We start from the raw sequence: 24887 nt of genomic DNA on the forward strand, positions 1-24887 counted from the left end.
CTTGGTCCCTGTCCCCACGGGCGGCTGGGACCCTCGACAAGAGAGAGTGTGAGGGTGCTCGTACTCGTCGCTCCCGGCCAAGGCGCACAGACGCCCGGCTTCCTGACCCCCTGGCTCGAACTGCCCGGCGCCGCCGACCGCGTCGCGGCATGGTCGGACGCCATCGGGCTCGATCTCGCCCACTACGGCACGAAGGCGGACGCGGACGAGATCCGCGACACGGCCGTGGCCCAGCCGCTGCTGGTCGCCGCCGGCCTGCTCGCCGCTTCGGAGCTGGGCTCGCGTACGGCCTTCGGTGCCGTGGCGGGCCACAGTGTCGGCGAGATCACCGCCGCTGCGTACGCGGGTGTGCTCTCCGACGCCGACGCGCTGTCTTTCGTACGGACCCGGGGGCTGGCGATGGCCGAGGCCGCCGCCGTCACCGAGACCGGCATGGCCGCGGTGCTGGGCGGTGACCGCGACGTGGTCGTCGCGCACCTGGAGAAGCTGGGCCTGACCCCCGCCAACATCAACGGCGCGGGCCAGATCGTGGCCGCGGGCACCAAGGAGCAGGTCGAGGCCCTGGTCGCCGAGAAGCCCGAGGGCGCCATGAAGGTCGTCGCGCTGCAGGTCGCGGGCGCCTTCCACACGCACCACATGGCTCCCGCGGTCGCGACGCTGGACGAGGCCGCCAAGGCCCTCGCCCCGGCCGACCCGGAGCTGAAGTACGTCTCGAACAAGGACGGCCTGGTCGTCACCTCGGGCGCCGACGTCGTCGCCCGCCTGGTGGGCCAGGTCGCGAACCCGGTCCGCTGGGACCTGTGCATGGAGACGTTCGCCGACCTCGGCGTCACCGGGCTCGTCGAGCTCAGCCCGGGCGGCACGCTGACGGGTCTGGCCAAGCGCGCCCTCAAGGGCGTGCCGAACGTGGCCCTGAAGACCCCGGACGATCTCGAGAAGGCCACGGCGCTCATCGCCGAGCACTCGGCCTGAGAGAAGGAGCCCCCACAGCATGTCGAAGATCAAGCCTGCCCAGGGCTCCCCGTACGCCCGCATCCTCGGCGTCGGCGGCTACCGTCCGACCCGGGTGGTTCCCAACGACGTCATCCTGGAGAAGATCGACTCCTCGGACGAGTGGATCCGCTCCCGCTCGGGCATCGCGAGCCGGCACTGGGCCTCGGCCGAGGAGACCGTCGCCGCGATGTCGGTGGAGGCCTCCGGCAAGGCGCTGGCCGATGCCGGGATCTCCCCCGAGCAGATCGGTGCCGTGATCGTCTCGACGGTCTCGCACTTCCGGCAGACCCCGGCGGTCGCGACCGAGATCGCGCACCGGATCGGCGCGGTCAAGCCGGCCGCGTTCGACATCTCCGCGGGCTGCGCCGGCTTCGGCTACGGCCTGACCCTCGCCAAGGGCCTCGTCATCGAGGGCTCGGCCCGGTACGTGCTCGTCATCGGCGTGGAGCGGCTGTCGGACCTGACCGACCTGGAGGACCGCGCTACGGCCTTCCTGTTCGGTGACGGCGCCGGCGCCGTGGTCGTCGGCCCCTCGGACGTGCCGGCCATAGGCCCCACGGTGTGGGGCTCGGAAGGCGACAAGTCCGGGACGATCAAGCAGACCGTTCCGTGGGACGAGTACCTCGGCAAGCACGCCGGCGAGAAGTTCCCGGCCATCACGCAGGAGGGCCAGGCGGTGTTCCGCTGGGCCGTCTTCGAGATGGCCAAGGTGGCCCAGCAGGCGCTCGACGCCGCGGGGATCACCGCGGACGACCTGGACGTCTTCATTCCGCACCAGGCCAACATGCGGATCATCGACTCGATGGTGAAGACCCTCAAACTGCCGGAGCACGTCACGGTCGCCCGTGACGTGGAGACCACCGGCAACACCTCGGCCGCCTCGATCCCGCTCGCAATGGAGCGGCTCCTGGCGACCGGAGCGGCGAAGAGCGGCGACACCGCGCTCGTCATCGGCTTCGGGGCGGGGCTCGTCTACGCCGCGACGGTCGTTACCCTCCCCTAGGGCCCGGAACCACATCCGGGTCTGTTTCACCGCAGTCAGCTACAGAAGGAGCGCCACATGGCCGCCACGCAGGAAGAGATCATCGAGGGTCTGGCGGAGATCGTCAACGAGATCGCCGGTATCCCGGTCGAGGACGTCGAGGCCGACAAGTCGTTCACCGACGACCTGGACGTCGACTCCCTTTCCATGGTCGAGGTCGTCGTCGCCGCCGAAGAGCGCTTCGACGTCAAGATCCCGGACGAGGACGTCAAGGGCCTCCGGACCGTCGGTGACGCCGCCGACTACATCCTGAAGCACCAGGCCTGAGCCTGACGAGCGTTTGTCGCCACCCGGCGGTGGCGCCGTGACAATTCAGCACCCCCTGAGACGTGGAGAAAGAATTCCTGTGAGCCCGACCAATCGCACCGTGGTCGTCACCGGTATCGGCGCAACCACTCCGCTGGGTGGCGACAGCGCTTCGACCTGGGAAGGTCTGCTCGCCGGCCGGTCCGGTGTCAAGCCCCTGGAGGGCGAGCGCTTCGCCGAACTCCCGGTCCGCATTGCCGCCCCGGTCGCCGTCGACCCGAGCGAGGTCCTCCCGAAGCCCCTGGCACGCAAGCTGGACCGCTCGGCCCAGTTCGCCGTCATCGCGGCCCGCGAGGCCTGGGCCGACGCCGGCTACAAAGCCCCGGCGGGCGAGGACGCGTCCGTCGCGCCGGAGCGCCTGGGCACCGTGATCGCCTCCGGCATCGGCGGTGTCACCACTCTGCTCGACCAGTACGACGTACTGAAGGAAAAGGGTGTGCGCCGGGTCTCCCCGCACACCGTCCCCATGCTCATGCCGAACGGCCCGTCGGCCAACGTCGGTCTGGAGGTCAACGCCCAGGCGGGCGTGCACACCCCGGTCAGCGCCTGCGCCTCCGGCGCCGAGGCCATCGGCTACGCCGTCGAGATGATCCGCACCGGCCGCGCCGACGTGGTCGTCGCGGGCGGCACCGAGGCGGCCATCCACCCCCTGCCGATCGCCGCGTTCGCCAACATGATGGCGATGTCCAAGAACAACGAGAACCCCGAGTCGGCCTCGCGCCCGTACGACAAGGGCCGTGACGGCTTCGTCCTCGGCGAGGGCGCGGGCGTCGTGGTGCTGGAGTCCGCGGAGCACGCCGCCGCGCGCGGCGCCCGCGTCTACTGCGAGGTGCTGGGCCAGGGCCTGTCCGCGGACAGCCATCACATCGCACAGCCGGAGCCGACCGGCCGCGGTGTCGCCGCCGCCGTGCAGAACCTGCTCGACAACACGGGCCTGAACCCGGCCGAGCTGGTCCACGTGAACGCACACGCCACGTCGACCCCGCAGGGCGACACGGCCGAGGTGAAGGCCCTGCGCAAGGTCCTGGGCGACGACCTCGACCACGTCGCGATCTCCGCCACCAAGTCGATGACCGGCCACCTGCTGGGCGGCGCCGGCGGTATCGAGACCGTCGCGACCGTGCTGGCCATCTACCACCGGACGGCCCCGCCGACCATCAACATCGACGAGCTGGACGAGGACATCACCGCGGACATCGTCCGCGGCGAGCCCCGCAAGCTGCCTGCCGAGGGCCCGATCGCCGCGATCAACAACTCGTTCGGCTTCGGCGGCCACAACGTCACGCTGGGGTTCCGCAGCGTCTGAGGCCGAGGGGGCGGGCGTTCGCCGCTCCGCGCCGCAGCCACGGACGCCGCGCCCCGTGCGCATGAGGCCCCACCCGGGATTCCCCGGGTGGGCCTCTTCGCATTCCCCCGCGCCCGGTCAGGGCGGCGGGACCCGGCTAGACCACCTGGTGGAGCCAGCGCACGGGGGCGCCCTCGCCGGCGTAGCGGAAGGGCTCCAGTTCGTCGTCCCAGGGCTTGCCGAGCAGCCGGGAGATCTCCGCTTCCAGGTCGGTCTCGCCGCGTGCGGAGCGGGCGAGGGCGGCCCGCAGCCGGTCCTCGGGGATCAGGATGTCGCCGTGCAGGCCGGTGACGGCGTGGAAGATGCCGAGCTCCGGTGTGGAGCTGTAGCGCTCGCCCTCGGCGGTGGCGCAGGGTTCCGCGGTCACCTCGAAGCGCAGCAGGTGCCAGCCGCGCAGCGCGGAGGCGAGTTTCGACGCGGTGCCCGCCTCGGCCTGCCAGGAGAACTCGGCTCTCCAGGTGCCCGGAGAGGCGGGCTGCCGGATCCAGTCGAGGTTCACCCGCACCCCGAGCACGCCCGCAACAGCCCATTCCACGTGCGGGCAGAGCGCGCGCGGTGCGGAATGCACGTACAGAACTCCACGTGTCGTCACCGGGACCTCCAGTGTGGGACGAGGTCGGGAATAAACTACAGAAAACGGACAGAATATGACGTGACGTAATGTAACGGAAATAATTTGACATCGCGCTGCGGGACCTGCGGCCGAAACGCCACGGGAAAAAGCTACCGTGCGGCAGGGGTCATGGTGTGTCGTACGGTCGGTCCGAGGCCGCCAAAACCAGAGCTTTCACTCAGCAGGACGCCCCTGAGGACGCGGGGCGACAAGGAGGGGACCACCCGATGCGCACCACCGTTCCCGGACACCGCACGCGACGCACACTCGCGGGCGCGGGCGCGGCCGTGGCCCTGCTGGCAGGGGCGCTGACCGGGTGTCAGGCGTCCGCCGCGCCCGAGGAGGGGGAGCGGGGCGCGCAGGCCGGGCCGCGCTGGAACACCGCGCCCGCGTCGATCGCCGCGGTCGGAGACTCCATCACCCGTGGTTTCGATGCCTGTTCGGTCCTGGCCGACTGCCCCGAGGTCTCCTGGGCCACCGGGAGCGATCCGGCGGTCCACTCGCTGGCCGCCCGACTGCTCGGCGACGCGCAGGTGGCGGCGCGCAGCTGGAACTACGCGGTCACCGGCTCGCGGATGGCGGACCTGGAAGGACAGCTGGCCTCGGCCTCCGGACACAAGCCCGACCTGGTCACGGTGATGGTCGGTTCGAACGACGCATGCCGCCCGTCGACCGCGTCGATGACCCCGGTGGCCGAGTTCCGGGCGGGCTTCGAGAAGGCGCTCGGCGTGCTGCGGGCGGCCTCGCCCGCCTCCCAGGTGTACGTCTCCAGCGTGCCCGACCTGCAGCGGTTGTGGCAGCAGGGCAAGGACAGCCCGATGGTGCGCCAGGTGTGGAAGCTGGGCATCTGCCAGTCGATGCTCGCGGATCCGCTGTCGTCCGCGGCGACGGCAACGGCCCGGCGCGAGCAGGTGCGGGCGCGGGTGGTCGAGTACAACGAGGTGCTCCGCGAGGTCTGCGCGAAGGACGCGCTGTGCCGCTACGACGGCGGCGCGGTGTTCCAGTACCCCTTCGGCGCCGAGCAGTTGAGCCACTGGGACTGGTTCCACCCGGGCAAGAACGGGCAGGCGCGGCTCGCCGAGCTCGCGCACCGCCAGGTGACCGCCGCCGAGCCGCCGCGCTGACGCCACCCACCCAGGCCCCGCCTCCGGTCCCGCCACCGCCCCCGTCACCGGGCCGGTTCCGAGGGCGCTTTCCGGCCACCCGTCGGCGGCGGTCCGGCATCCTGGGCGCATGAAGATCGCCGCAGCGCAGCTGACCTGCATACCCGCCGACGTGCCCGGCAACACCGCGCGGGCCGCGGCCCTCGCCGCCGAGGCCCGGGACACGGGCGCCGGGCTCGTGGTGTTCCCGGAGCTCGCACTCACCGGCTACGAGCCGGCCGCCCTGGCCGCCGACCCGGGCCTGTGGATCGCCGGCCCGGACGACCCCCGGCTCGACCCGCTCCGGTCCGTCGGCACCGCCGTCGCCGTCAACGCAGCGCTGTGCACCGGCGGCCCGCGGCCCGCCATCGCGACGCTGGTCTACGGGGCGGACGGCGGGCACGTCACCACGTACGCCAAGCAGCACCTGTACCGGCAGGAGCGGGACACCTTCACACCGGGCGGCCGCGACGGGCACTTCGAGCTCGGCGGGATCCGCTTCTCGCTCGGCATCTGCTTCGACAACCACTTCCCCGATCTCGCCGGGCGCGGCGCGGCGGCCGGCTGCCGCGTCCACCTCGCCTCCTCCCTGTACGGGACGAACGGCGGGATCGAGGAGCGGGCCGCGGTCCACCCCGGGCTGGCGGAGGAGCACGGCCTGTACGTGGTCCTCGCCAACCACGTGGGCCCGGCCGGCCCGTGGACCGGCTGCGGGCGGTCCGCGGTGTGGGCCCCCGGCGGCGCCCTGCTCGCCGAGGCGGACGACCGCACGCCGATGGTGGTGACGGCCGAGATCACCGCCTGACCGGCCCTCCGGAGCCCCGGGTCAGGCGGTCGGGCGGTCAGCGGGCCGCCGGTCAGACGGTCGGGCGGTCAGCAGGCCGCCGGTCAGCCGGTCAGCGGTCAGCCGGTCAGCGGCCCGCCGTTCAGCCGGTCAGCCGGGTCAGCGGGCCGCCGGGACCCGCGGACCGTGCTGCCACGCACTGGCGACGGGCTCGTCCTGTTCCGCCGGGCGGCCTCCCGGCCCATCGGACTCCCGGTCCCTTGCCAGCGCCGGCAGCACCAGCGCGAACGCCGCGAAGGTGTACACCGCGGTCCACAGCACCCAGCCGCCCGGCGGCGCCCAGTGCGCCGCGAACGGCACCCAGGGGCCGGACGTGCCGACCGCGAAGCGCCGCAGCGTCCAGAAGAACGCGGCCACGTGGGCGAGCGCCAGCCCGGCCACCGCGAAGCCGGTCAGCCTGCGCCAGGGGAAGCCCCCTGCGGGCCCCTCGGGGGACCGGCTCGCAGCGGTCATCACGGCCATGAGCGGCAGGCCCACGGCGAAGGGCAGCAGGTAGCGGCCTTGCCACACCATGCCGAGCTTCTCCGCCTGGAGCGTCTGCGCCACCACCGGCACCACCACGATCGCCAGGAGCATGCCGAGCAGCGCCACCACCTCGCGTCCCCGCCCGTAGACGAGCCCCAGCATGGTCACCACCGCGAGCACGCCCAGCCACACCAGCCAGGTGAGGGCCGGCGCCGGGGTGTCCAGCCAGCCGAAGTAGCCGAGCATCTGCTGGACGTACGTCTCGGTGTTGCCGAAGGTCTGCCGCGCGGCCTCCTTCATGGTCAGCGTCTTGGGCGTGTTGATCACCGAGTTGTCCGGGTGGGCGCCCGCCCAGAGCAGGGCACCGGCGGTGGCTGCGCCGAGCAGCGCCGTCCACACCCACAGCGCCTTGCTGCGCAGCACCTGGCCGAGGACGCCCCGCCGCTGCAGGAGCAGCGCGAAGAAGACCGCGCCGGCGAACCAGATCAGGCCGAGCGGACGGATGTCGATCAGCACCAGGCCGCCGATGCCGACCCGGGCGAGCCGCCGGTTCAGCAGCTGCCCGTCGGAGGCCATCACGATCGAGAGCAGGGCCGTCCACACCAGGACCCCGGCGGCGATCTCACCGCCGCTCGGATTGACCATGCCCCCCATGTACAGCGCCATGGGCGTGGCGGCGGCGAACACGCCGAGCAGCGCCACCGAGCGGCGCCGCCACTCCGCGGCGGTGACCACGGCACCGGCCAGCAGCGCGGAGCAGAGGGCCGCCGACACCAGCCGCATCAGGTACAGCCCGTTGGGCCCCTTCACCAACAGGCTCGGCCAGCCCGTGGCCAGGTAGTAGGCCGGGTGGTAGCGGCCAGCGGCGGTCGTGGCCTGGGCGGTCTTCTCCGAGCCCCCGATGGCCGGCGCGCAGGACGCGGGCGTGCGCTGGCTCCAGGCGTAGCAGTCGTGCTGCGACGGCAGCTCCGTGTACCACTGCGGGAGCCTGACCCCCGTCTCGGCGAACTTCCCCTCGATGCCCGCCACCACGTGCGGGACCATCACCTCGGGGCCGTTGATCTGGCCCCGGGCGACAGCCGCGGCGCGGATGAAGTGCGCGTGCTCGTCGGGGGAGCCGCCGAGCGGGGTGGCCACCGACCAGGAGGCCGACAGGGCGAAGAACAGTGCGAAGGCCGTGGCCCAGAGCCGCTTGGGGGTCCGGGCCGACCGGTCGGCCGCCCGTTTCAGTGCGGAGATCATCGGTTCCCTCTGGTCATCGGATGTAGCTCAGCCAGCCCTGGTCGCCGTCCTTGGAGCACCGGCCCTCGGGCGCGAACTTCGGGCACTTCCCGTCCTGCATCCGGATGGTGTGCGACACCCACGGCAGGATCCGGTACGTGCCGTCCTGTGCGGGCATCAAGCGGTCGGACATCGACGAGGAGACCGTACCGAGCAGCAGGAGCGCACACAGCGTCCCGATCACCCCCCTCCCGGCCGGGGAAGCCGGAGCTTGCCGGGGGGTGCCCGGCGGCCGGTCTGCTCGGGGTGTCGGGGCGCGCGTCCGCCGACGCCTCGGTGCTGAGTGTCACTGACGGTGTCCCTACTGCTGGTCGGTGCCCGGCCGGGCGGCCGGGCGTCGTTGGGCAGCACGTCTCGGCCGGGCGTCCGCGCCCGCCGGTCCGGCGCCCCTGGGCGGGCGGTGGATCGAGGGTGAGGGGTGCGGGCGGTTCCGGCCTTCACTGCCAGGCGTACAGATTTTCGCTGCCGGGCATATTATCGGGCCACGTCAAAGGGGCGGCGGGCGCGGAGGCAACGGTTCCGCTTGGTGGCTCAGCCGAGCGCGCCGAAGCCCGCCAGTACGAAGAGCAGGGTCCAGCCGCCCATCGCCAGCCAACCGAGCGCCAGGCCGAGCGTCGCCGGGCTGTCACCCTCCTCGCCGCGGGCGCGGATCTGCGCCTTGGCGATGTGGCCGGTGATCACGGCACCGGGGGCGGCCATCCCGAGGGTCGGCAGACACAGCACACCCAGAACGAGTGACGCGATCGCCATCCCGTTGACCCGCCGCACCGGCCCGGGCATCGGCCCGGGCATGGGCATGGGCATGGGCATGGGCATGGGCATGGGGACCGGCGCCGCGTGTCCGGCGAAGGCCGGCCCCGCCGTCACCGCGGCACCGTAGGGGACCGCCATCGGCCCGGCCGGCAGATCGGCCACCAGCTGCGCGAGCTGGCCGTACGTCTGCGCCTGCGAGGCCGCGTCGAAGCGCTGCCCGTACTCCTCGCGGGAGAGCCGACCCTCCGCGTACGCGGCCTTGAGGACGTCCACCGTGCGGTCGCGGTCGGTGTGCGAGGCGCGCATCGCGGACGGCGGAACCTGCGCGGACGGCCAGGCCTGCCCCGGCTGCGGGGGCAGCGCGCCGTACGGGGACCCGGGCGGGTGGACCGGGTACTGCTGCCCCCACGGCTGCTGAGCCATCCCGCCACCTCCGAAACCCTGCACACGTCCGTGCGCGCGTCCGTCCAAGAATGGAGGACGAACGCGCTGCGGCAAAGGTTGCCGCTCTGCCGCCGGACCGGCGCGTGTGATGAGGTGTCGCCCATGACCGACTTCGAGACGATCACGGTTCCCGGCCTCCTCTGCGGATACCCCGGAGTCGCCTTCGGCGGGTACGTCGCCGGGGTGCTGGCCGCGCACACGGCCGCGAAGACCGTACGGGTGGACTTCCGCCGGCCCGTGCCCACCGACGCCCCGGTCCGGCTCGTCCCGACCGCCGGCGGCGGAGCCGAGCTGACCGACGGCACGGACCTGCTGGCGGCGGCGACCCCGGCCGAGCCGACGGTCGAGGTCCCGGCTGCCCCGTCCTGGGAGCAGGCCCTGGCCGCTGCCGAGGCCTACAGGGCGGCCCCGCCCGACGGGTCGGTCGACTGCTTCGGCTGCGGCCTGGACCGCACCCCGGACACCGGCCTGCGCCTGCACTGCGGCCGGGTGCCCGGCACGGCCCTGGTCGCCACCGCCTGGACCCCGGGGCCCGCGCTCGCCGGCCCCGGCGGGCTGCTGCCGACCGAGCTGGTGTGGGGTGCGCTGGACTGCCCGGGCAACGCGGTGGGCCGCCTCCTCGACGACCGGCGGGCCGGCGCGGTCACGGCCGCCCTGACCGGGCAGCTGCTGCGGCCGGTCCCGGTCGGCGCGGGCCTGGTGTCGTACTCCTGGCTGCTCGGCGGCGAGGGCCGAAAGTACCGCGCGGGCACGGCGCTGGCCACGGCCGAGGGAGAGCTGTGCGCCGTCGGCGAGGCCCTGTGGGTGGAGCCCCGCCCGGCCCGCTGAGCGGGATCGGTGAAGTCCGGCGCGATACCGCGCCCTGTCCGGTGCGCCGTACGGCGCCCTGTCCGGTGCGCCGTACCGCGCCCCGGCCGGGGCGCCGTACCGCGCGACCATCACCCACCGGCCCGCCGTTTCACGACCGGACTTCCGGCGGAGCGCTCAGGCGGACGCCGCCCCGTCCGGGAGGAGGTGTCTGCTCCCCCACTTCCCCAGGGGTTCCAGGGCCGCGTTCAGGTCGTGGCCCAGCGGGGTCAGGGAGTACTCCACGCGCGGCGGGACCTCGGCGTAGACCTCGCGGTGCACCAGGCCGTCCGTCTCCAACTCGCGCAGCTGGGCGGCGAGCACCTTCTCCGACACCCCCGGGACCAGCCGCCGCAGCTCGCCGAAGCGGCGCGGCCGCTGGTCCAGCTCCCACAGGAGCGACACCTTCCACTTGCCGTCGATCACGGACATCGCCGCGGCCACACCGCAGTGGTCCGCCCCGGGCCTCCGCCCCACACCCATCGCACACCCTCCCCGCCTGCTCACTCACTTTGAAGTAACCACCCACTCCAAAGTACGTACTTGAGTACCTTTCGGCCCGGCACCAGTCTGAATGCCATGACCGACAAGAACGTTGCACAGCGCTCCCTCACCCTGCTCGGCCTCGGCGACATGGGCACCGCCCTGGCCCGCACCTGGCTCGCCGCCGGGCACTCCCTGACCGTCTGGAACCGCACCGCCGCCAAGGCCGAGGCCCTCGCCGCCGAAGGCGCCCGCGTCGCCGCGAGCCCCGCCGAGGCGGTGGCCGCGAACGACCTCGTCGTCGTCTGCCTGCTGGACGACGCCAGTGTCGGCTCGGCCCTGGGGGACGCCGACCTGACCGGCAAGGACCTGGTCAACCTCACCACCGGCACCCCGGCCGAGGGCCGGGCCCGCGCGGCCTGGGCGGAGGCCCGCGGCGCCCGCTTCCTGGACGCCGGGATCATGGCCACCCCGGTGATGATCGGTGTTCCCGAGGCCGGCGGCTACGTCTTCTACAGCGGCTCCAGGGCCCTGTTCGACACCCACCGGGCCGTGCTGGAGGTCCCGGCTCCGGCCCGGTACGTCGGCGAGGACGCGGGCCACGCCGCCCTGCACGACGTGGCGTTGCTCAGCGGGATGTACGGGCTGTTCGCCGGCATCTCACACGCCTTCGCGCTCATCGAGGGCGAGGACATCGCCCCGAAGGACCTGGCCCCGCTGCTGTCGGAGTGGCTGGGCGCGATGGGCTTCTTCGTGGGCAACGCGGCCGAGCGGCTGACCTCGGGCGACTTCACCACCGGGGTGGTGTCCAACCTCGCCATGCAGGTGACGGCGAGCGGGACGCTGCTGCGCACCGCGGAGGAGCAGGGGGTCAGCACCGAGCTGATCAACCCCTACTTCGAGCTGATGCGGCGCCGCCTGGCCGCCGACCGGACCGCGCACGCCGGGGAGGACACGGCGGGCGCGATCACCCTGCTGCGGCGGTAGGCCACCGGATCAGGAGGCGTACGGGTTCGGCGGCGTCCCGAAGCCGCCGGCCGGCCCCGAGGCGGGACCGGAACCGCCCGCCGGGTACGGGGGCGACTGCCGGGCCTGCGGGTACTGCGCGGGCTGCTGCCCCGGGTACGGGGCCTGCGGCTGTGCCTCGGCGGGGTACTGCGGCGGGTGCGGGGCGCCCTGCGCCGGCTGCCCGCCCGGGTACGGGCCATGGCCGTGGCCCTGGGGCCGGTCCTGGCCCGGGGAGTCCTCGCCCTCGCCGGCCCGGTCCTCGTCCTCGCCCCGCAGGTGCCGGACCATGAGCGTCGCCCCGGCCACCGCGCCCGGCATGAGGAACACCGCCACCAGCGGCAGCAGGAAGGCCAGCACCAGCGGCACGCCGAAGCCGAGCGTCAGCATCCGCCGCCCGCGCAGCAGGACGAGCCGATCCTTGAGCTCCACCCGGCGGCGCTGGAGCGCTACGGCGGTGAGCTCCTCGGTGAGGAAGAAGCCGGACACGCAGAACCCGACGACAGGGATCACGGTCTGGCCGACCACCGGGATGAACCCGAGTGCGAACAGCAGGATGCCGTACAGCGCGACGCGCAGGAGCACCTTCAGGCTGTCCCGGGCGGAGATCCACAGCTCCCGGACGAGCGGCAGCCCGGACTCCGGGACGTCGCCGCCCTCGCTGCGGTCGACCTGCTCCGACAGCGACTCGTAGAAGGGCTGGCCGATGAGCAGGGTCACGGCGGTGAAGGTGATCACCGCGAGGAACAGGCCGAGGCCGAAGACCAGTGTGGTCAGGAAGCCCCGGAACAGGCCCTGCCAGGGCGAGGTCCAGTCGTCGGCGAAGGGCGTGGCCCAGGCCGTCAGGTCGTCGGCTCCGTAGCCGAGGGCGATGAACGCGACGGCGTAGAGCACCAGCGAAGCCAGCCCCGGCAGCAGGCCGAAGCCCAGCCACCGTCCGTGACGGAACACCCATCTCTGTCCGGCCAGCAGGTAGCCGAATCCCCCCGCAAGATCACGCATGGGTCCAGCTTAGGTGAAGGCCGCCCTCCGGTGGTTCGGGTGGGCGGCCTTCGAACGCGAGCGGCTACCGGATCAGACGGCGAGCTCGACCGTGATGTTGCCGGCGGTGGCCTTGGAGTACGGGCAGACCTGGTGGGCCTTCTCGATGAGCTCCTTGGCCTTGGCCCGGTCCACGTTCGGGATCACGGCCGAGATCTTCACGATCAGGCCGAAGCCCTCGTCGTTCTTGCCGATGCCGACCTCGGCGGTGACGGTGGAACCGGAGATGTCGGCGTTCTCGTTGCGGGCGACGACGCCCAGGGCGCCCTGGAAGCACGCGCTGTAGCCGGCCGCGAAGAGCTGCTCCGGGTTGGTGCCGGCGCCGCTGCCGCCCATCTCCTTCGGGGGGTTCACCACGACGTCGAGCCGGCCGTCGCCGGTGGAGACGCGGCCGTCACGGCCGTTCTCCGCGGTGGCCACGGCGGTGTAGAGGACATCGGACTGCTGGATGGACATGTGGACAGGATCCTTCTGGTGGTCGCCGCGACTCGCGCCCACGATCGCGGCGGTTCGGAGCCGAGCCTAACCGGTGAACGAAACGATCATCTTTCCGGTGTTCTCGCCGCGCAGCATTCCGAGGAAGGCCTCGGTCGCGTTCTCCACGCCCTCGACCACCGTCTCGTCGGCGACGAGCTCGCCCGAGCGCAGCCAGCCGGAGACGTCCTTGACGAACTGGGGCTGGAGTTCGGCGTGATCGTTGACCAGGATGCCCTGCAGGCGCAGCCGCTTGCCGATGGCCTGGACCAGGTTGCGCGGGCCGGGGGCGGGCTCGGTGTCGTTGTACTGGGCTATCGCCCCGCACAGGGTGGCCCGGCCGTGCACCTTCAGGGAGGAGATCGCGGCCTCCAGGTGGTCACCGCCGACGTTGTCGAAGTAGACGTCGATGCCCTCGGGGGCAGCGTCCTTCAACTGCTCGGCAACGGGGCCGTTCTTGTAGTTGAAGGCGGCGTCGAAACCGTACTTCTCCGTGAGGAGCGTCACCTTCTCGTCCGAGCCGGCCGAGCCGACGACCCGGGACGCGCCCTTGATCCTCGCGAACTGGCCGACCAGGCTGCCGACCGCGCCCGCCGCGCCGGAGACGAAGACGGAGTCGCCCTCCTTGAAGGAGGCCACCGCGAAGAGGCCGGCGTAGGCGGTCATGCCCGGCATGCCGAGCACGCCGAGGTAGGCGGAGAGCGGGGCGAGCGTGGCGTCGACCTTGGTGGCGTGCGCCGCGTCCACGTCCGCGTACTCGCGCCAGCCCAGGCCGTGCAGGACGTGGTCGCCGGCCTCGAAGCCCTCGGCGGCCGAGGCGACGACCTCGCCGACCGCGCCGCCCTCCATCGGCCGGTCCAGCCCGAAGGGCGGGATGTAGGACTTCACGTCGTTCATCCGGCCGCGCATGTACGGGTCCACGGACATGTGGAGGTTGCGCACCAGGATCCGGCCGGGGGCCGGCGCGGCGACCGGCACCTCGCGCAAGGCGAAGTCCTCGGCCACCGGCCAGCCCTGGGGACGGCGGACGAGGTGCCACTCACGGCTGACGGAGGGGATCGCAGGGGTCTTGGACATGGTGCACTCCAGATCGCGAATACTTCAGGACGTGAAACAACCATGCGCCTGGATATTTCAGGTTGTCAAGCAAATGGGTACGCTGGATCCATGCCCAGTCGTCGTGTGGATCCCCTGACCGTCGAGGTCGTCGAGCTCATCGGCACCGTCGTGGCCCGCTACCACGAGGAGTACGAGCACGCCGCCGCCAGCCACCGGCTGACCGGCGCGCAGGCGCGCGTGCTGAACCTGCTGTCACTCGAACCGATGCCGATGCGCCGCATCGCGCAGAAGCTGAAGTGCGAGCCGTCCAACATCACCGGCATCGTGGACCGACTGGAGTCGCGCGGCCTGGTCGAGCGCCGGCCGGACCCGGCCGACCGGCGCGTGAAGCTGGCCGCGCCCACCGAGGAGGGCCTGCAGACGGCCGACCGGCTGCGCGAGTCCCTGGACTTCGCGCGCGAGCCGCTGGCCGGGCTGTCCACGGCCGAGCGGGCGGTCCTGCGCGACCTGCTCAAGCGGATGCTGGGCTGAGCCGGCGGCTCGGCACCCGAACCGCCGGTTCAGCAGAAGATCCACCAGCAGGTCTTCGGCGGCTTCGTCGGCGACGGGCTCGGCAGCGGCGGAACGGGCTGCGGCGACCCCGTGCCGGAGGCGCTCGGCGAGGGCCGCCCCGACTGCCCGGGCTTTACGGACGGCCCGTTCCCGGCACCCTGCAGCGATCCGGACCTCTCCGAGGCGGAGGCCGACGCCTCCGGCCCCGGCTGCGTGCCGCCCCCGGCGGGGTCCCCGGACCGGGACGGCTGCGCGGCGTTCGCACCGGCCTTCGCCGCGGCCGTGGCCGTGGCCGGCCTCAGCGGGGCCGGAGCGCTGGGCCCGCCGGTACGGCTGGGCAGCGGGGCCGGCTCCTGCGGACCGTCGTCGTCGGTCAGCATGACGTTCGCCGCCCGGTCGGCGTGGTCACCGTCCGCCATCAGCTGCGCCAGGCCCACCGACCCGCCGACTGCGACCGCGAGGCCGAGCCCGACCGTGACGAAGGTCCGTCGGCGCCGGCGGTTCGCGGCCCGGGCGCGGGCGCCGGGCCGCCGCTCGGCGGTGCCTCCGGACAGCACGACGAGGGAATCCGCGAAGGGGTCCGAGGCCTCCGCCCGCGGCGCCCCCGGGGGCGCGGAGGGCCCGTACTGCACGTCGGCGGATCCGTACGGGGCGGCGGGCGCGAGGGGGACGCCCGGCACGGCGGGGGGCAGGTACTCGGCCGGGGTTCCGCACCCGGCGCACGCCAATGCGCCGTTGAGGTGCCTCCGGCAGGCGTGGCAGTAGTCCATGGCGGATGTGACGCTACGTGGTTTCAGGCCACATTCGCATCGCGGGTTCGTAAAGGTCCTGTGTGGAATCGTGGTCCGCATGACGCCGCTGCCCCCGCCTCCGACGCCTCCGGACCCGCCGTCCACGCCACCGCCGGGACCTGCGGCTTTCGGCCGGAACGCGTTCCAGCTGGTGCTGCTGCGGCGGATGGCCGACTTCCGGCCGGAGCTCGCCGAGGAGGCCCGGCGGCGCCTCGGCGCCTCCCTCACCGAGCAGCGGGAGGCGAACCGGCGCTGGCAGGCGATGGTCCGCTCGCCCCGCTCCCGCGGGGCCCTGGCGCGCTACCGGTCGGCGCTCGGCCCGCCGGAGTCCACGGCCCGGCGGACCATCGGCGACCTGGAGTGCGAGGCCCTGCTGTGGCCCCTGCCGCTCTGGCCCGACCTGCGCTTCGAGGTGCTGGCCGCGCCGGACGGGGCCGTGTGGAACGAGTGGCTGGTGCGCGCACCGGGCGCCCCCGGTCCCGTCCTGCGCGTGCCGGAGGACCTGAGGCCCTGGTCGGCGACGGTGGACGAGGTGGCGCGGGCCTTCGCGCCGGTGCGACCGATGGAGGGCACTGCGCCGACCCGGTGGCGGCTCGCCTTCACCGCGCAGGGGCGGCCCTGCGTGGCGGAGTTCACGTACGGCCTGCTCCAGCGGGTCTGCGTGGACGGCGCCGAGTTCGAAGCCCGTTGACCGGAACCCGTGGCGCGCCGGGCGTTACCCGGCGAGGAAGGCGCGCACCCCGGCCGAGGCGGCGTCGTCGCCCGGCAGGTCGTTGTGGCCGAGGCAGCCGACCGCCGTGTTCGCCGCCGCGGCCGGGGAGACGCTGCTGTCCGGGTCGACGACCTCGTCGCAGTCCGAGCGGAAGGTCGCGTACCGCACCGCGCCCGGGGTCTCGTCCCCGGAGTTCAGGTTCCGCACCGCGTACGAGTCCGGCTCATGTCCCGGCACGCCCGGTCCCACAGGGAGCAGGCCCAGGCGGTGGCGGTGCCGTGGTGGGGGCCGGCGAGCGAGACCCAGCGGTCGACGGTCGCGGTGCCGCCGCCGTGTGTGGCGTACCAGCGGCTGACGAGCGATCCGAACGAGTGCGAGACGACGTCCACCCGCTCGGCGCCGGTCTGCCGGCGGACCCGGTCGACGTACGCGCCGAGCTGTCCGGCCAGGACCTCGTTGACGGACCTGTGGGTGTCGTAGCCCCAGGAGAAGAGCTCCGCGTCCGTGTATCCGGCGGCGCGCAGGTCCGTGCGCAGGGAACCCCGGACGCCGGGGTCGGCGTTGTGGCCGTGGACGAGGACCACCGGGCGGTGAGGGGGAACCGCCGACGCAGCGGCGGCGTGGGCGGCCGGGAGCGGCGCGAGGAGCACCGTGCCGAACGCGGCGCAGACCACGGCGCAGAGCGCCGCACGGAGCGTCAGGAGCGCCGTCGGATTCCGGCGGGGCGTCAGCATCGGGCCCCCTTTACCTTGTTACGCGCGAGTAGCGCGGGCGGTGCGGGCACTGTGCTGCCTGTCGGTACAGAAATCCACCCCCGTGCAGCACCTCCCGCCCCGTGTGCGCGCCCCGGCTGGAGCATCTCAACGGGCGCCACGCCCCATTCGCCCGAGAAGATATGAAATGCAACCGGCAACAACGCCGGTCTTCCAGCACCAGCGCTCTCGGGAGGACCTGCCGTGACCGTCAGTCTTGAGCAGTTGCGCCGCTGCCACGTCGCCGTCGACCTCGGGGCAGCCAGGACCCGCGTCTACGTCAAGGGCGCCGGCCTCGTCGTCGACGAACCCAGCGCGGCCGCCGTGAACACCCGCACCGGCGCGCTCATCGCCGTCGGGAGCTTCGCCGAGCGGATGACCGGCCGCACACCCGACTACATCCGGGTCGTCCGCCCCGTCTCCGGCGGCACCGTCGTCGACATCGACATGGCCCAGCGGATGCTGCGCCACCTGCTCGGCGAGAAGCTGCGCCGCGCCCTGCGCCGCAAGCCCCGGCTGCGCGCCGCCGCCTGCACCCCGCACGACGCCGACCCGCTCGCCCAGCGGGCCGCCGTGGAGACGATGGTCGGCCTCGGTGCCCGCCGCGTCGAACTCGTCGACACCCTGATCGCGGCGGCCGTCGGCTGCGGCCTGCCCGTGGAGCAGCCGACCGCGACGATGATCATGGTGTGCGGGGCCGCCGCCACCCAGGTCGCCGTCCTCTCCCTCGGCTCGATCGTCACCGCCCAGCGGATCCCCGTCGGCGGCGAGGCCATCGACCACGCCGTCGTCCAGCACCTGCGCCACGCGCACGAGCTGATGCTGCCCAGCCAGGCCGTCCGCCCCCTGCAGCTGGCCCTGCACGGCAACGGCATCACCGACGAGGGCCCCGCCTCCACCCTGATCCACGGCCGCGACGTGGCCACCGGCCTGGCCCGCTCCGTCCACGTCGACACCGCGGCCGTCCGCGACGCCATCCACACCCCGCTGACCGCCGTCCTCGACGGTATCGGCAAGGTGCTGCGCGACTGCCCGCCGGACCTCGTCGCCGACCTGACGGACCGCGGGATCATGATGGTGGGAGGCAGCGCCCTGCTGCCGGGCCTGGACCAGATGCTGCGCGACGCCACGGGCATGCCCGTAGCCATCGCGGAGAGGCCGGACGTGTGCGCCGTGCTCGGCCTCGGCGCGATGCTCGAAGGGAAGGTCGCCCCGATGGTCCTCAACCCGCTGACCGGATGACCCCGGCCAGGGAGCCCGCCGCCCCCGACGGGGAGCCGGTCTCCCCGTGCTGCCGGAAGCAGTCCTCGGCGTCGGCTCGGAACCGGACCAGGAGGCCGCCCTCCAGCACGTCGCGGACCCGCCGCCGAGCTGTGCACAGCCCGCTGTGGAACGCCCGGAGTCGTCGACCCCGGGCGCGTCCGGCTGAGCGAGCCGTACACGGCCGTGGTGACCGGGGCCGAACGGGCCGCGACACCCCGGCTGCCCGACGGCCGGGCGGCATCCTCGGCGCCCTCAGGAGGGGCGGGGACGTGAAGCGGCGGGTTCAGGCAGTGTTCGGGCCGGACGGCGGCCGCTGCGCCGCCCGCAGCGCGAGCCGGGTGCTGGACTGCGCCACCCCTGTCTCCCGCTTGAGGCGGCGCAGCAGGGCGTCCAGCGCGGCCGGATCAGCGGCCCGGGCCCGTACGAGGTAGTCGTACTCGCCCGTCACGTGCACCACCTCGGTGATCCCCGGCAGTCCGGCGACGCGCTGCTCGAACTCCTCGTTGGTGGTGTCCGGGCGGAGCGTGAGGTCGATGAAGACGACGAGCCCGCCCCGGGTGTCGGCAGCCGGATCCACGATGACCGTGAACCCGCGGATCACCCCGTCGCGCAGCATCCGCCGGACGCGGTCGGCAGCAGCGTTGGCGCTGAGTCCGACGCGGACGCCGAGGTCCCGGTACGAGATCCGCGCATCCTGCTGCAGGATGCCGAGGATTTCCCTGTCCAAGCGGTCCATGCCGCGATTCTCGCAGCGGCGGCCGATAATCGCTGCCGCGGCCGCCGCCGCGCACCGCACTCTGCCGGGCATGACCGAACTACTGACTCCCGCCCTGGCGGGCACGGTCGCCGGGCTCGGCGTGGCGATGCCGATGGGCGCGATGAGCGTGCTGCTGCTGCAGGAGGCGATGCGCGACCGCCGGACGGCCGTGGCCGCGGCGGCGGGCATCGCCGCCGTGGACCTCGGCTACGCGGCCCTGGCCACCGCGCTCGGGCCCTGGGTGGCCTCCCACGTGGCCCCGGTCGAGGCCTGGATCCGGCTGGCCGCGGCAGCGATCCTGCTGGCCATCGCCGCGCACGGCCTGCGGGGTGCCGCCCGGGAGCCGGGTCCCGCAGCCTCCGACCCCACGGCCCCCGACTCCACGGCCCGCGATCCCGGGGCCGCGGCCGATCGCAGCACCGGCCATCGCGGTGGCCGCGCCAGGGCCTTCGCCCGCTACGTCGGCCTCACCGCCGTGAACCCCACCACCGCCCTCTACTTCGCCGCCCTCACCACCGCCCAGGCCGCCACCCTGCACACCGCCGCCTCCGCCGCCGCCTTCCTCACCGGGGTCGCCGCCGCCTCCCTCCTGTGGCAGCAGACCCTCGTCGCCGTCGGGGCCCTCGCCGGACGCAAGGTGCCCGCCCGGGTCCGCGTCTGGACCTTCCGCCTCGGCTACGGCCTCGTCGCCGCCTACGCCGTGAAGGTCGCCCTCCCGCTGCCGTAACCCCCTAGGGTGACCCCGTGACGACCCGCCTCTCGGCCCGCGCGGCCATCGCCTCCGTGACCGACCCCGGAAGCTTCGCCGAACTGCCCGTGGTCCCACGGGAGTCGGCCGACGACGGCCCACTGGGCTGGACCGGCTACGACGCCTCCCGGGCCCGTGCCGCCGAACGCACCGGCGAGGAGGAATCCGCGGTCGTCGGGACCGCCCTCGTCGGAGGCCGGCAAGTGGTGCTGGTCGCCTTCGAGTTCGGCTTCCTCGGCGGCTCCCTCGGCGAACGCACCGGCGACCGGCTCGAAGCGGCGTACGGCCACGCCCGCGAGCACCGCCTTCCGCTGGTGTCCCTGATCGCCACCGGCGGCTCCCGGATGCAGGAGGGCATGCTCGCGCTGGCCCAACTCCAGCGGGTGGCCCGCCAGTCCGTCCTGACCCGGGCCGCCGGGCTCCCCCAGATCGCCGTCCTGCGCGATCCCACCACCGGCGGCGGCTGGGCCACCCTCGGCGCCGGAGCGGACGTCGTCCTCGCCCTCCCGGGCGCCCAGGTCGGCTTCGCCGGGTCCAGGGTGCGGCCCGCAGACGCCGACCCGGCGGCCTACACCGCGGAGAGCCAGTACGCCGCCGGGCACGTGGACGCGGTGGTGGAACCGGCCCGGCTGCCCGGCCTGCTGGCCGATTGGCTCCGGGTGCTGGCCGCGCCCCGCCCGGCCGGGCCGGTCGAACCCCCCGCCGCCCTGGCCGACGTGGCGCCCCCGGCCGACGGCTGGGACGCCGTACGCCAGGCCCGGCACCCCGCCCGGCCGCACGCCGAGGCCTACCTGGACGCGTACTTCACGCTGCGCCTGCCCCTGTCCGGAGACCGGGCCGGGGGCACCGACCCCGGCATGCTGTGCGGCTTCGGGCTGCGCGAGGGCCGGGCCGTCGCGTACGCCGCCCAGTGCGGCACGGCGACCCGCCCGGCGGGATACCGCACGGCCGCCCGCGTGATCCGCCTCGCGGACCGGCTCGGCATCCCCGTGCTGACCCTGGTGGACACCCCCGGCGCGGCCAACGACGCCGCGGCCGAGCGGGCGGGGGCCGGCGCGGCCATCGCCGACACCTTCGCGGCGGTCGCGGCGGCCACGGTCCCGGTCACGACCCTCCTCATCGGCGAGGGCGGCTCCGGCGGGGCCCTTGCACTGGCGGCTCCGGGCAACACCTGGGCCACCCCGGACAGCTACTTCTCCGTCATCGCCCCCGAGCTGGCCGCGGCCATCCTCAAACGGCCCCCGTCCGAGGCCCCGGCCACCGCGGACCAGCTCCGCATCCGCCCCCAGGACCTCGTGGCCCTGGGCGTCGCCCGCGGCGTGGTCGGCCCCGCCTGACCGCCGCGGCCAAGTCCAAGGCCACGTCCACGTCCACGGCTACGGCTACGGCTGCGGCGAGCGGGCGTCGTAGCGGGCGAAGCCGCGCCAGCGGGCGGCGAGCAGCGCAAGGACCAGGACACAGGCGAGGCCGCCGCCCGTGATCGCCGCCGTCGGGGAGGCGAGGTCGCCGACGGTCCCGGCGAGGAAGTCACCGAGCCGCGGACCGCCCGCGACGACCACGATGAAGACGCCCTGGAGGCGGCCGCGCATCTCGTCGGGGGTGGCGGCCTGCATCATCGTGGAGCGGAACACCATGGACACCGTGTCCGCGCAGCCGGCCAGGGCCAGGAAGAACAGGCCGAGCCACAGGTTCCGGGTGAGCCCGAACACGGCCACGGCCATCCCCCACGCGGCCACGGACAGCAGGATCGCCAGCCCGTGCCGCCGGATCCGGCCCTGCCAGCCGGAGAACAGCCCGCCGAGCAGCGCCCCGACGGCGGGCGCGGCCGCGAGCAGGCCGACGGTGGTGGCGTCGCCGCCGTACCAGAGCACGGCCACGGCCGGGAACAACGCCTTGGGCTGGGCCAGGACCATCGCGGCCAGGTCGGAGAAGAAGGTCATCCGGATGTTGGGCCGGGTCCCCAGGAACCGCAGCCCGTCGAGGACGGACGCTCTCCCGCGCTTGCCGCCCTCCCGGTCGGGCAGCATCGCCGGCAGCCGCCACATCGCGTAGAGCGCGGCGGTGAAGGCGACGGCGTCGATCAGGTACGCGGCCTCGTAGCCCCAGCGGCCGACGACGAGCCCGCCGAGGACCGGCCCGAGCATGGCCCCGGAGGTCATCGTCACCGAGTTCAGCGCGTTGGCGGCGGGCAGCTGCCCGGCCGGCAGCAGCCGGGGGATCATGGCGGACCGGGCGGGCCCGTTGAGGGCACCGCAGACCGCCTGCAGCGCGACGATCGCGTACAGCAGCCAGACCCGGTGGTAGCCGGCCAGCGCGGCACCTGCCGGCAGCACCGACAGGGCGGCCATGCCCAGGGAGCTGTACAGGCCGAGCTTGCGCCGGTCCACGGTGTCGGCGATGGCACCGCCGTACAGCCCGAAGACGACGAGCGGGACGAACGAGAAGAGCCCGACGAGGCCGACCGAGAAGCTGGAGCCGGTGATGTCGTAGACCTGGAGCGAGATCGCGAGGGCGGTCATCGCCTGGCCCATCCAGGAGATGGTGCTGCCGACCCACAGCCGCCGGTAGTCGGGCGAGGTGCGCAGCGGGGTGAGGTCGGCGAATATCCGTGAGGAGCGCCGCGCGGGTGCGGACCCGGGGGCGGGCGTGGGCGTGGATGCGCTCGTACCGGTCACAGCGGATGATAACCGGCGGCGCGCCCGCGGACCCGGAGCCGGAGCGCCGCCCCTCACGCATCCGCCACAGTCGCCCCACCCGGATCCGCGGTTGCAGGCCGCGCGGATTCTTGCCGGTAACTCGCCATCCCCCCAGGACATTTGACTGAATCGACGCGCGCTCGCCGCCTGGTGTCGGCTCATGATGAAACGACTCGTATGTCCAGGGAGGCGTAGTGATCGAACCTGGCAACAGCACCACGAGCACCGACACCACGGGCACCGGCAGCACGGGCACCAAAAGCACGGGCGACACCGCCAGCGCGGACAACGACGTCCACGCGCCCCTGACGGTCGGGGTCGAGGAGGAATTCCTGCTCGTCGACGCCCGCACCTTCCGGGTGGTCCCGGCCGCCCCCCGGGTCCTCGAAACCGCCGCGGGCCTCCCCCACGAGGTCCATGCAGAAGGCACCCGCTACCAGGTGGAAATCTCCACCCCGGTCGCCGACTCGGCCCCGAAGCTGCGCGAGGAGCTGGCGGCGCTGCGCCGCACCCTCTCCCGGGCGGCCCGCGCCCACGGCTGCCGGCTGCTGGCCGCGCCCTCACCGGTCATGGCCGTCGAGGGGCCGCTGCACCTGACGGACGACGAGCCGCGCCAGCGCGAGCAGCACCGCCGCTTCGGCGCGCTCACCGACACCCTGGTCAGCTGCGGCCGCCACATCCACATCGGCACCTTCGACGTGGACACGGCCGTCGCCGTGTCCAACCGGGTCAGACCGTGGCTGCCCACCCTGATCGCGCTGGCCGCCAACTCGCCGTTCTGGGGCGGCCGCGACACGGCGCACGCCAGCTGGCGCGCGATGGCCTGGTCGGGCTGGCCCTCGGCGGGCCTGCCCCCGCACTTCACGTCCACGGCCCACTTCCGGCGCTCGGTGCAGGACCTGCTCGGCTCCGGGGCGGCCCTGGACACCAAGATGGTCTACTGGGACCTCCGCCCGTCCGGACACTGGCCGACGCTCGAGATCCGGGCGCCCGACATGTCCTCGGACATCGACACCGCCATCCTCCAGGCGGAACTGGTCCGCGCCCTGGTGGCCAGCGTCCTCGGGGACATCGCGCAGGGGCGCCCCGAGCCGGTCGTACGGGACGAGGTCCTGTACCTGGCGCGCTGGCGGGCGGCTCACGACGGACTGGAGGGCTTCGGCCTGGACCCGTACACGGGGGCCGAGCTCCCGGCGGCGGACCTGGCGGAGGCCCTGCTCGACCTGGTGGCCCCGGAGCTGGCCGCCTGCGGCGAACTGGACCACGCGGCGGAAACCCTGGGGCGCCTGCTCCGCGACGGCTCGGGCGCCCACCGCCAGCGCGCGGCGTACGCCCGCCGCCAGGACCTGCGGGACGTACTGCGCCACCTCGCGGACGAAACGGAGGACGTCTGACCCCTCCGGGCCGCAGGCGGGCCACCCCTCCGCCCCCGGCCGACCCGACACCCCGGGCCGGAACCCCGGACACCGGCGTGACGACCGCCACACCCGTGGCTTCCGGCACCCCGAGCCCACGCACCCCGGAAAACACCAAAGCCGCAGGTGCAATCGTTTCTGCACCTGCGGCTTGCGGTGGGGCGGGTGGGACTCGAACCCACGGCCGACGGATTATGAGTCCGCTGCTCTAACCGGCTGAGCTACCGCCCCTTCACGGCGTGGCGCGTACAAGTGTGCGCGCCGTCTGCCGCAGCATAGCCGCTCATACGATCTCCTGCCTCGGCTGGGCCGTGTCATCGGCTTCGCTGTCGGTGGAGACCGGTTTGAAGGCTGCCCGGTTCCGCCGGCGGGGCAAAAGTTTCCGCACGCGGGCAAAAAAAGAAGAGGACCCCTCGGGGCCCTCTTCCCTCTGCTCCCCCGGCTGGACTCGAACCAGCAACCCTCCGGTTAACAGCCGAATGCTCTGCCAATTGAGCTACAGGGGATCGCGCTCCCCCGACTGGACTCGAACCAGTAACCTGCCGGTTAACAGCCGGCTGCTCTGCCAATTGAGCTACAGGGGATTGCTGCGTTGCACCGAACGGCCCACCTCCGGCCTTGCCGGGGGGCGAGCGCTCGTTGCGAGTCATAGATTAGCGCAAGCAGGGGGGTGCTCCGCCAATCGGTATCGACAGCGGGCCGGGCACCACACGACGAAGGGTGGCAGGCATGCGCTACAAGGTCACGTTCGTGAGCGGAGTGGCTCTCGGGTACGTCCTCGGGTCACGGGCCGGACGGGAGCGCTACGAACAGATGAAGAAGTGCGTACGCGGGGTCGCGCAGAACCCGGCCGTGCGCAACGCGGCCGAGACCGCGGGCCAGCAGGGGCGCCATTTCGCCGGCAGGGCGTTCACCGTGGTGGGCGACCGGGTCGGGGACGTCCTGCCCGCCTCGGTGACCGACCGCGTACGGGTGCTGCGCGGCCGGGCCAACGGAGCCGTCGGCCACGACGACGACTGGGGCACCAGCAACACCTGAGGCGGCCGGGGCGGGTGGGACGGCGGG

Annotated in this window: 28 protein-coding genes, 3 tRNA genes and 1 pseudogene; 16 read left to right on the forward strand and 16 right to left on the reverse strand. The window is 73.5% G+C overall.

The genetic code is table 11. The features are described 5' to 3' along the window. Nucleotides 1–54 precede the first annotated feature (54 nt). The 4 genes from HYE82_RS03850 to fabF all read left to right on the forward strand — a co-directional run bounded on the left by HYE82_RS03850 (nucleotide 55) and on the right by fabF (nucleotide 3647). Nucleotides 55–972, forward strand: a complete 918-nt coding sequence (locus HYE82_RS03850; protein ID WP_179172483.1) for an ACP S-malonyltransferase — start codon at nucleotides 55–57, stop codon at nucleotides 970–972. Nucleotides 973–991: 19 nt separating this feature from the next. Then, on the forward strand, nucleotides 992–1996 hold the full coding sequence (locus HYE82_RS03855; protein ID WP_179172484.1) for a ketoacyl-ACP synthase III: 1005 nt from the start codon (nucleotides 992–994) through the stop codon (nucleotides 1994–1996). A gap of 57 nt (nucleotides 1997–2053) precedes the next feature. Further along, nucleotides 2054–2302 carry an acyl carrier protein gene (locus tag HYE82_RS03860; RefSeq protein ID WP_179172485.1) on the forward strand — a complete coding sequence of 83 codons (249 nt, stop codon included), beginning with the start codon at nucleotides 2054–2056 and terminating at the stop codon, nucleotides 2300–2302. Between the two features lie 79 nt (nucleotides 2303–2381). Then, nucleotides 2382–3647, forward strand: a complete 1266-nt coding sequence (fabF, locus tag HYE82_RS03865; RefSeq protein WP_179172486.1) for a beta-ketoacyl-ACP synthase II — start codon at nucleotides 2382–2384, stop codon at nucleotides 3645–3647. 136 nt (nucleotides 3648–3783) lie between these two features. Here fabF and HYE82_RS03870 read toward each other — a convergent pair whose 3' ends face one another. After that, a complete protein-coding gene (locus tag HYE82_RS03870) occupies nucleotides 3784–4278 on the reverse strand; it encodes a DUF3145 domain-containing protein (protein WP_179172487.1) in 495 nt (164 codons plus the stop codon). Nucleotides 4279–4526: 248 nt separating this feature from the next. Between HYE82_RS03870 and HYE82_RS03875 the strand changes: the two genes are divergently transcribed. Both HYE82_RS03875 and HYE82_RS03880 read left to right on the forward strand, forming a co-directional pair. Further along, on the forward strand, nucleotides 4527–5423 hold the full coding sequence (locus HYE82_RS03875; protein WP_179172488.1) for an SGNH/GDSL hydrolase family protein: 897 nt from the start codon (nucleotides 4527–4529) through the stop codon (nucleotides 5421–5423). Nucleotides 5424–5532: 109 nt separating this feature from the next. Then, nucleotides 5533–6246, forward strand: coding sequence for a carbon-nitrogen hydrolase family protein (locus HYE82_RS03880; RefSeq protein ID WP_179172489.1), 714 nt, complete (start codon nucleotides 5533–5535; stop codon nucleotides 6244–6246). Nucleotides 6247–6384: 138 nt separating this feature from the next. On the opposite strand, the gene HYE82_RS03885 is transcribed toward HYE82_RS03880, so the two are convergent. The 3 genes from HYE82_RS03885 to HYE82_RS03895 form a co-directional block, all read right to left on the reverse strand. After that, nucleotides 6385–7992, reverse strand: coding sequence for a DUF2142 domain-containing protein (locus HYE82_RS03885; RefSeq protein ID WP_179172490.1), 1608 nt, complete (start codon nucleotides 7990–7992; stop codon nucleotides 6385–6387). Between the two features lie 13 nt (nucleotides 7993–8005). Next, nucleotides 8006–8215 (reverse strand): hypothetical protein, encoded by a 210-nt coding sequence (locus HYE82_RS03890; protein ID WP_179172491.1) that lies wholly within the window; start codon nucleotides 8213–8215, stop codon nucleotides 8006–8008. 347 nt (nucleotides 8216–8562) lie between these two features. Further along, nucleotides 8563–9207, reverse strand: a complete 645-nt coding sequence (locus HYE82_RS03895; RefSeq protein WP_256986900.1) for a DUF1707 and DUF4190 domain-containing protein — start codon at nucleotides 9205–9207, stop codon at nucleotides 8563–8565. A gap of 123 nt (nucleotides 9208–9330) precedes the next feature. On the opposite strand from HYE82_RS03895, the gene HYE82_RS03900 reads away from it, so the two are divergent. Beyond that, nucleotides 9331–10056: a hypothetical protein gene (locus HYE82_RS03900; protein WP_179172492.1), complete on the forward strand. Its 726-nt coding sequence runs from the start codon at nucleotides 9331–9333 to the stop codon at nucleotides 10054–10056. A 156-nt stretch (nucleotides 10057–10212) separates the two neighbouring features. Here HYE82_RS03900 and HYE82_RS03905 read toward each other — a convergent pair whose 3' ends face one another. Continuing rightward, nucleotides 10213–10557: a helix-turn-helix domain-containing protein gene (locus HYE82_RS03905; RefSeq protein WP_179172493.1), complete on the reverse strand. Its 345-nt coding sequence runs from the start codon at nucleotides 10555–10557 to the stop codon at nucleotides 10213–10215. A gap of 96 nt (nucleotides 10558–10653) precedes the next feature. On the opposite strand from HYE82_RS03905, the gene HYE82_RS03910 reads away from it, so the two are divergent. Next, nucleotides 10654–11544, forward strand: coding sequence for an NAD(P)-dependent oxidoreductase (locus HYE82_RS03910; protein WP_179172494.1), 891 nt, complete (start codon nucleotides 10654–10656; stop codon nucleotides 11542–11544). 306 nt (nucleotides 11545–11850) lie between these two features. Here the strand turns inward: HYE82_RS03910 and HYE82_RS03915 are convergent. The 3 genes and pseudogenes from HYE82_RS03915 to HYE82_RS03925 form a co-directional block, all read right to left on the reverse strand. Then, nucleotides 11851–12564, reverse strand: a pseudogene (locus HYE82_RS03915) (EI24 domain-containing protein); the annotation flags it as partial. A 72-nt stretch (nucleotides 12565–12636) separates the two neighbouring features. Then, a complete protein-coding gene (locus HYE82_RS03920) occupies nucleotides 12637–13059 on the reverse strand; it encodes an organic hydroperoxide resistance protein (RefSeq protein WP_179172496.1) in 423 nt (140 codons plus the stop codon). 66 nt (nucleotides 13060–13125) lie between these two features. After that, nucleotides 13126–14154 carry an NADP-dependent oxidoreductase gene (locus HYE82_RS03925; protein ID WP_179172497.1) on the reverse strand — a complete coding sequence of 343 codons (1029 nt, stop codon included), beginning with the start codon at nucleotides 14152–14154 and terminating at the stop codon, nucleotides 13126–13128. A 90-nt stretch (nucleotides 14155–14244) separates the two neighbouring features. On the opposite strand from HYE82_RS03925, the gene HYE82_RS03930 reads away from it, so the two are divergent. Next, entirely contained in the window at nucleotides 14245–14667 is a 423-nt protein-coding gene (locus HYE82_RS03930) for a MarR family winged helix-turn-helix transcriptional regulator (RefSeq protein ID WP_179172498.1), read from the forward strand. 29 nt (nucleotides 14668–14696) lie between these two features. Here the strand turns inward: HYE82_RS03930 and HYE82_RS03935 are convergent, their stop codons facing one another. Further along, the gene (locus HYE82_RS03935) at nucleotides 14697–15458 is read right to left on the reverse strand and encodes a hypothetical protein (RefSeq protein ID WP_179172499.1); all 762 of its coding nucleotides are present in this window, start codon (nucleotides 15456–15458) and stop codon (nucleotides 14697–14699) included. A 79-nt stretch (nucleotides 15459–15537) separates the two neighbouring features. On the opposite strand from HYE82_RS03935, the gene HYE82_RS03940 reads away from it, so the two are divergent. Next, on the forward strand, nucleotides 15538–16170 hold the full coding sequence (locus HYE82_RS03940; RefSeq protein WP_179172500.1) for a hypothetical protein: 633 nt from the start codon (nucleotides 15538–15540) through the stop codon (nucleotides 16168–16170). Nucleotides 16171–16194: 24 nt separating this feature from the next. Here the strand turns inward: HYE82_RS03940 and HYE82_RS37625 are convergent, their stop codons facing one another. Together HYE82_RS37625 and HYE82_RS03945 are read right to left on the reverse strand one after the other, a co-directional pair. Then, on the reverse strand, nucleotides 16195–16398 hold the full coding sequence (locus HYE82_RS37625; protein ID WP_256986901.1) for a hypothetical protein: 204 nt from the start codon (nucleotides 16396–16398) through the stop codon (nucleotides 16195–16197). Next, entirely contained in the window at nucleotides 16386–16925 is a 540-nt protein-coding gene (locus HYE82_RS03945) for a triacylglycerol lipase (RefSeq protein WP_256986902.1), read from the reverse strand. The genes HYE82_RS37625 and HYE82_RS03945 overlap by 13 nt, the downstream gene beginning before the upstream one ends. Nucleotides 16926–17147: 222 nt before the next feature. On the opposite strand from HYE82_RS03945, the gene HYE82_RS03950 reads away from it, so the two are divergent. Together HYE82_RS03950 and HYE82_RS03955 are read left to right on the forward strand one after the other, a co-directional pair. Continuing rightward, on the forward strand, nucleotides 17148–18185 hold the full coding sequence (locus HYE82_RS03950) for a rod shape-determining protein (protein WP_179172501.1): 1038 nt from the start codon (nucleotides 17148–17150) through the stop codon (nucleotides 18183–18185). Nucleotides 18186–18231: 46 nt separating this feature from the next. Then, a complete protein-coding gene (locus tag HYE82_RS03955) occupies nucleotides 18232–18372 on the forward strand; it encodes a hypothetical protein (RefSeq protein WP_179172502.1) in 141 nt (46 codons plus the stop codon). A gap of 117 nt (nucleotides 18373–18489) precedes the next feature. On the opposite strand, the gene HYE82_RS03960 is transcribed toward HYE82_RS03955, so the two are convergent. Further along, on the reverse strand, nucleotides 18490–18942 hold the full coding sequence (locus HYE82_RS03960; RefSeq protein WP_179172503.1) for an Lrp/AsnC family transcriptional regulator: 453 nt from the start codon (nucleotides 18940–18942) through the stop codon (nucleotides 18490–18492). Between the two features lie 70 nt (nucleotides 18943–19012). Between HYE82_RS03960 and HYE82_RS03965 the strand changes: the two genes are divergently transcribed. After that, nucleotides 19013–19690 (forward strand): LysE family transporter, encoded by a 678-nt coding sequence (locus HYE82_RS03965; protein ID WP_179172504.1) that lies wholly within the window; start codon nucleotides 19013–19015, stop codon nucleotides 19688–19690. Between the two features lie 17 nt (nucleotides 19691–19707). After that, on the forward strand, nucleotides 19708–21048 hold the full coding sequence (locus tag HYE82_RS03970; protein WP_179172505.1) for a carboxyl transferase domain-containing protein: 1341 nt from the start codon (nucleotides 19708–19710) through the stop codon (nucleotides 21046–21048). Between the two features lie 45 nt (nucleotides 21049–21093). Here the strand turns inward: HYE82_RS03970 and HYE82_RS03975 are convergent, their stop codons facing one another. Beyond that, a complete protein-coding gene (locus tag HYE82_RS03975) occupies nucleotides 21094–22527 on the reverse strand; it encodes an MFS transporter (RefSeq protein ID WP_179172515.1) in 1434 nt (477 codons plus the stop codon). A 74-nt stretch (nucleotides 22528–22601) separates the two neighbouring features. Between HYE82_RS03975 and HYE82_RS03980 the strand changes: the two genes are divergently transcribed. Next, nucleotides 22602–23801: a glutamate--cysteine ligase gene (locus HYE82_RS03980; RefSeq protein ID WP_179172506.1), complete on the forward strand. Its 1200-nt coding sequence runs from the start codon at nucleotides 22602–22604 to the stop codon at nucleotides 23799–23801. 178 nt (nucleotides 23802–23979) lie between these two features. Here the strand turns inward: HYE82_RS03980 and HYE82_RS03985 are convergent. The 3 genes from HYE82_RS03985 to HYE82_RS03995 all read right to left on the reverse strand — a co-directional run bounded on the left by HYE82_RS03985 (nucleotide 23980) and on the right by HYE82_RS03995 (nucleotide 24406). Further along, nucleotides 23980–24053, reverse strand: a tRNA-Ile gene (locus HYE82_RS03985). Nucleotides 24054–24255: 202 nt separating this feature from the next. Then, nucleotides 24256–24328, reverse strand: a tRNA-Asn gene (locus HYE82_RS03990). 5 nt (nucleotides 24329–24333) lie between these two features. After that, nucleotides 24334–24406, reverse strand: a tRNA-Asn gene (locus HYE82_RS03995). Between the two features lie 145 nt (nucleotides 24407–24551). Between HYE82_RS03995 and HYE82_RS04000 the strand changes: the two genes are divergently transcribed. Next, complete coding sequence (locus tag HYE82_RS04000; protein WP_179172507.1) at nucleotides 24552–24860, forward strand: YtxH domain-containing protein; 309 nt, start codon at nucleotides 24552–24554, stop codon at nucleotides 24858–24860. Nucleotides 24861–24887 lie beyond the last annotated feature (27 nt).

Source organism: Streptomyces sp. BR123 (assembly GCF_013401435.1).
GTDB lineage: Bacteria > Actinomycetota > Actinomycetes > Streptomycetales > Streptomycetaceae > Streptomyces.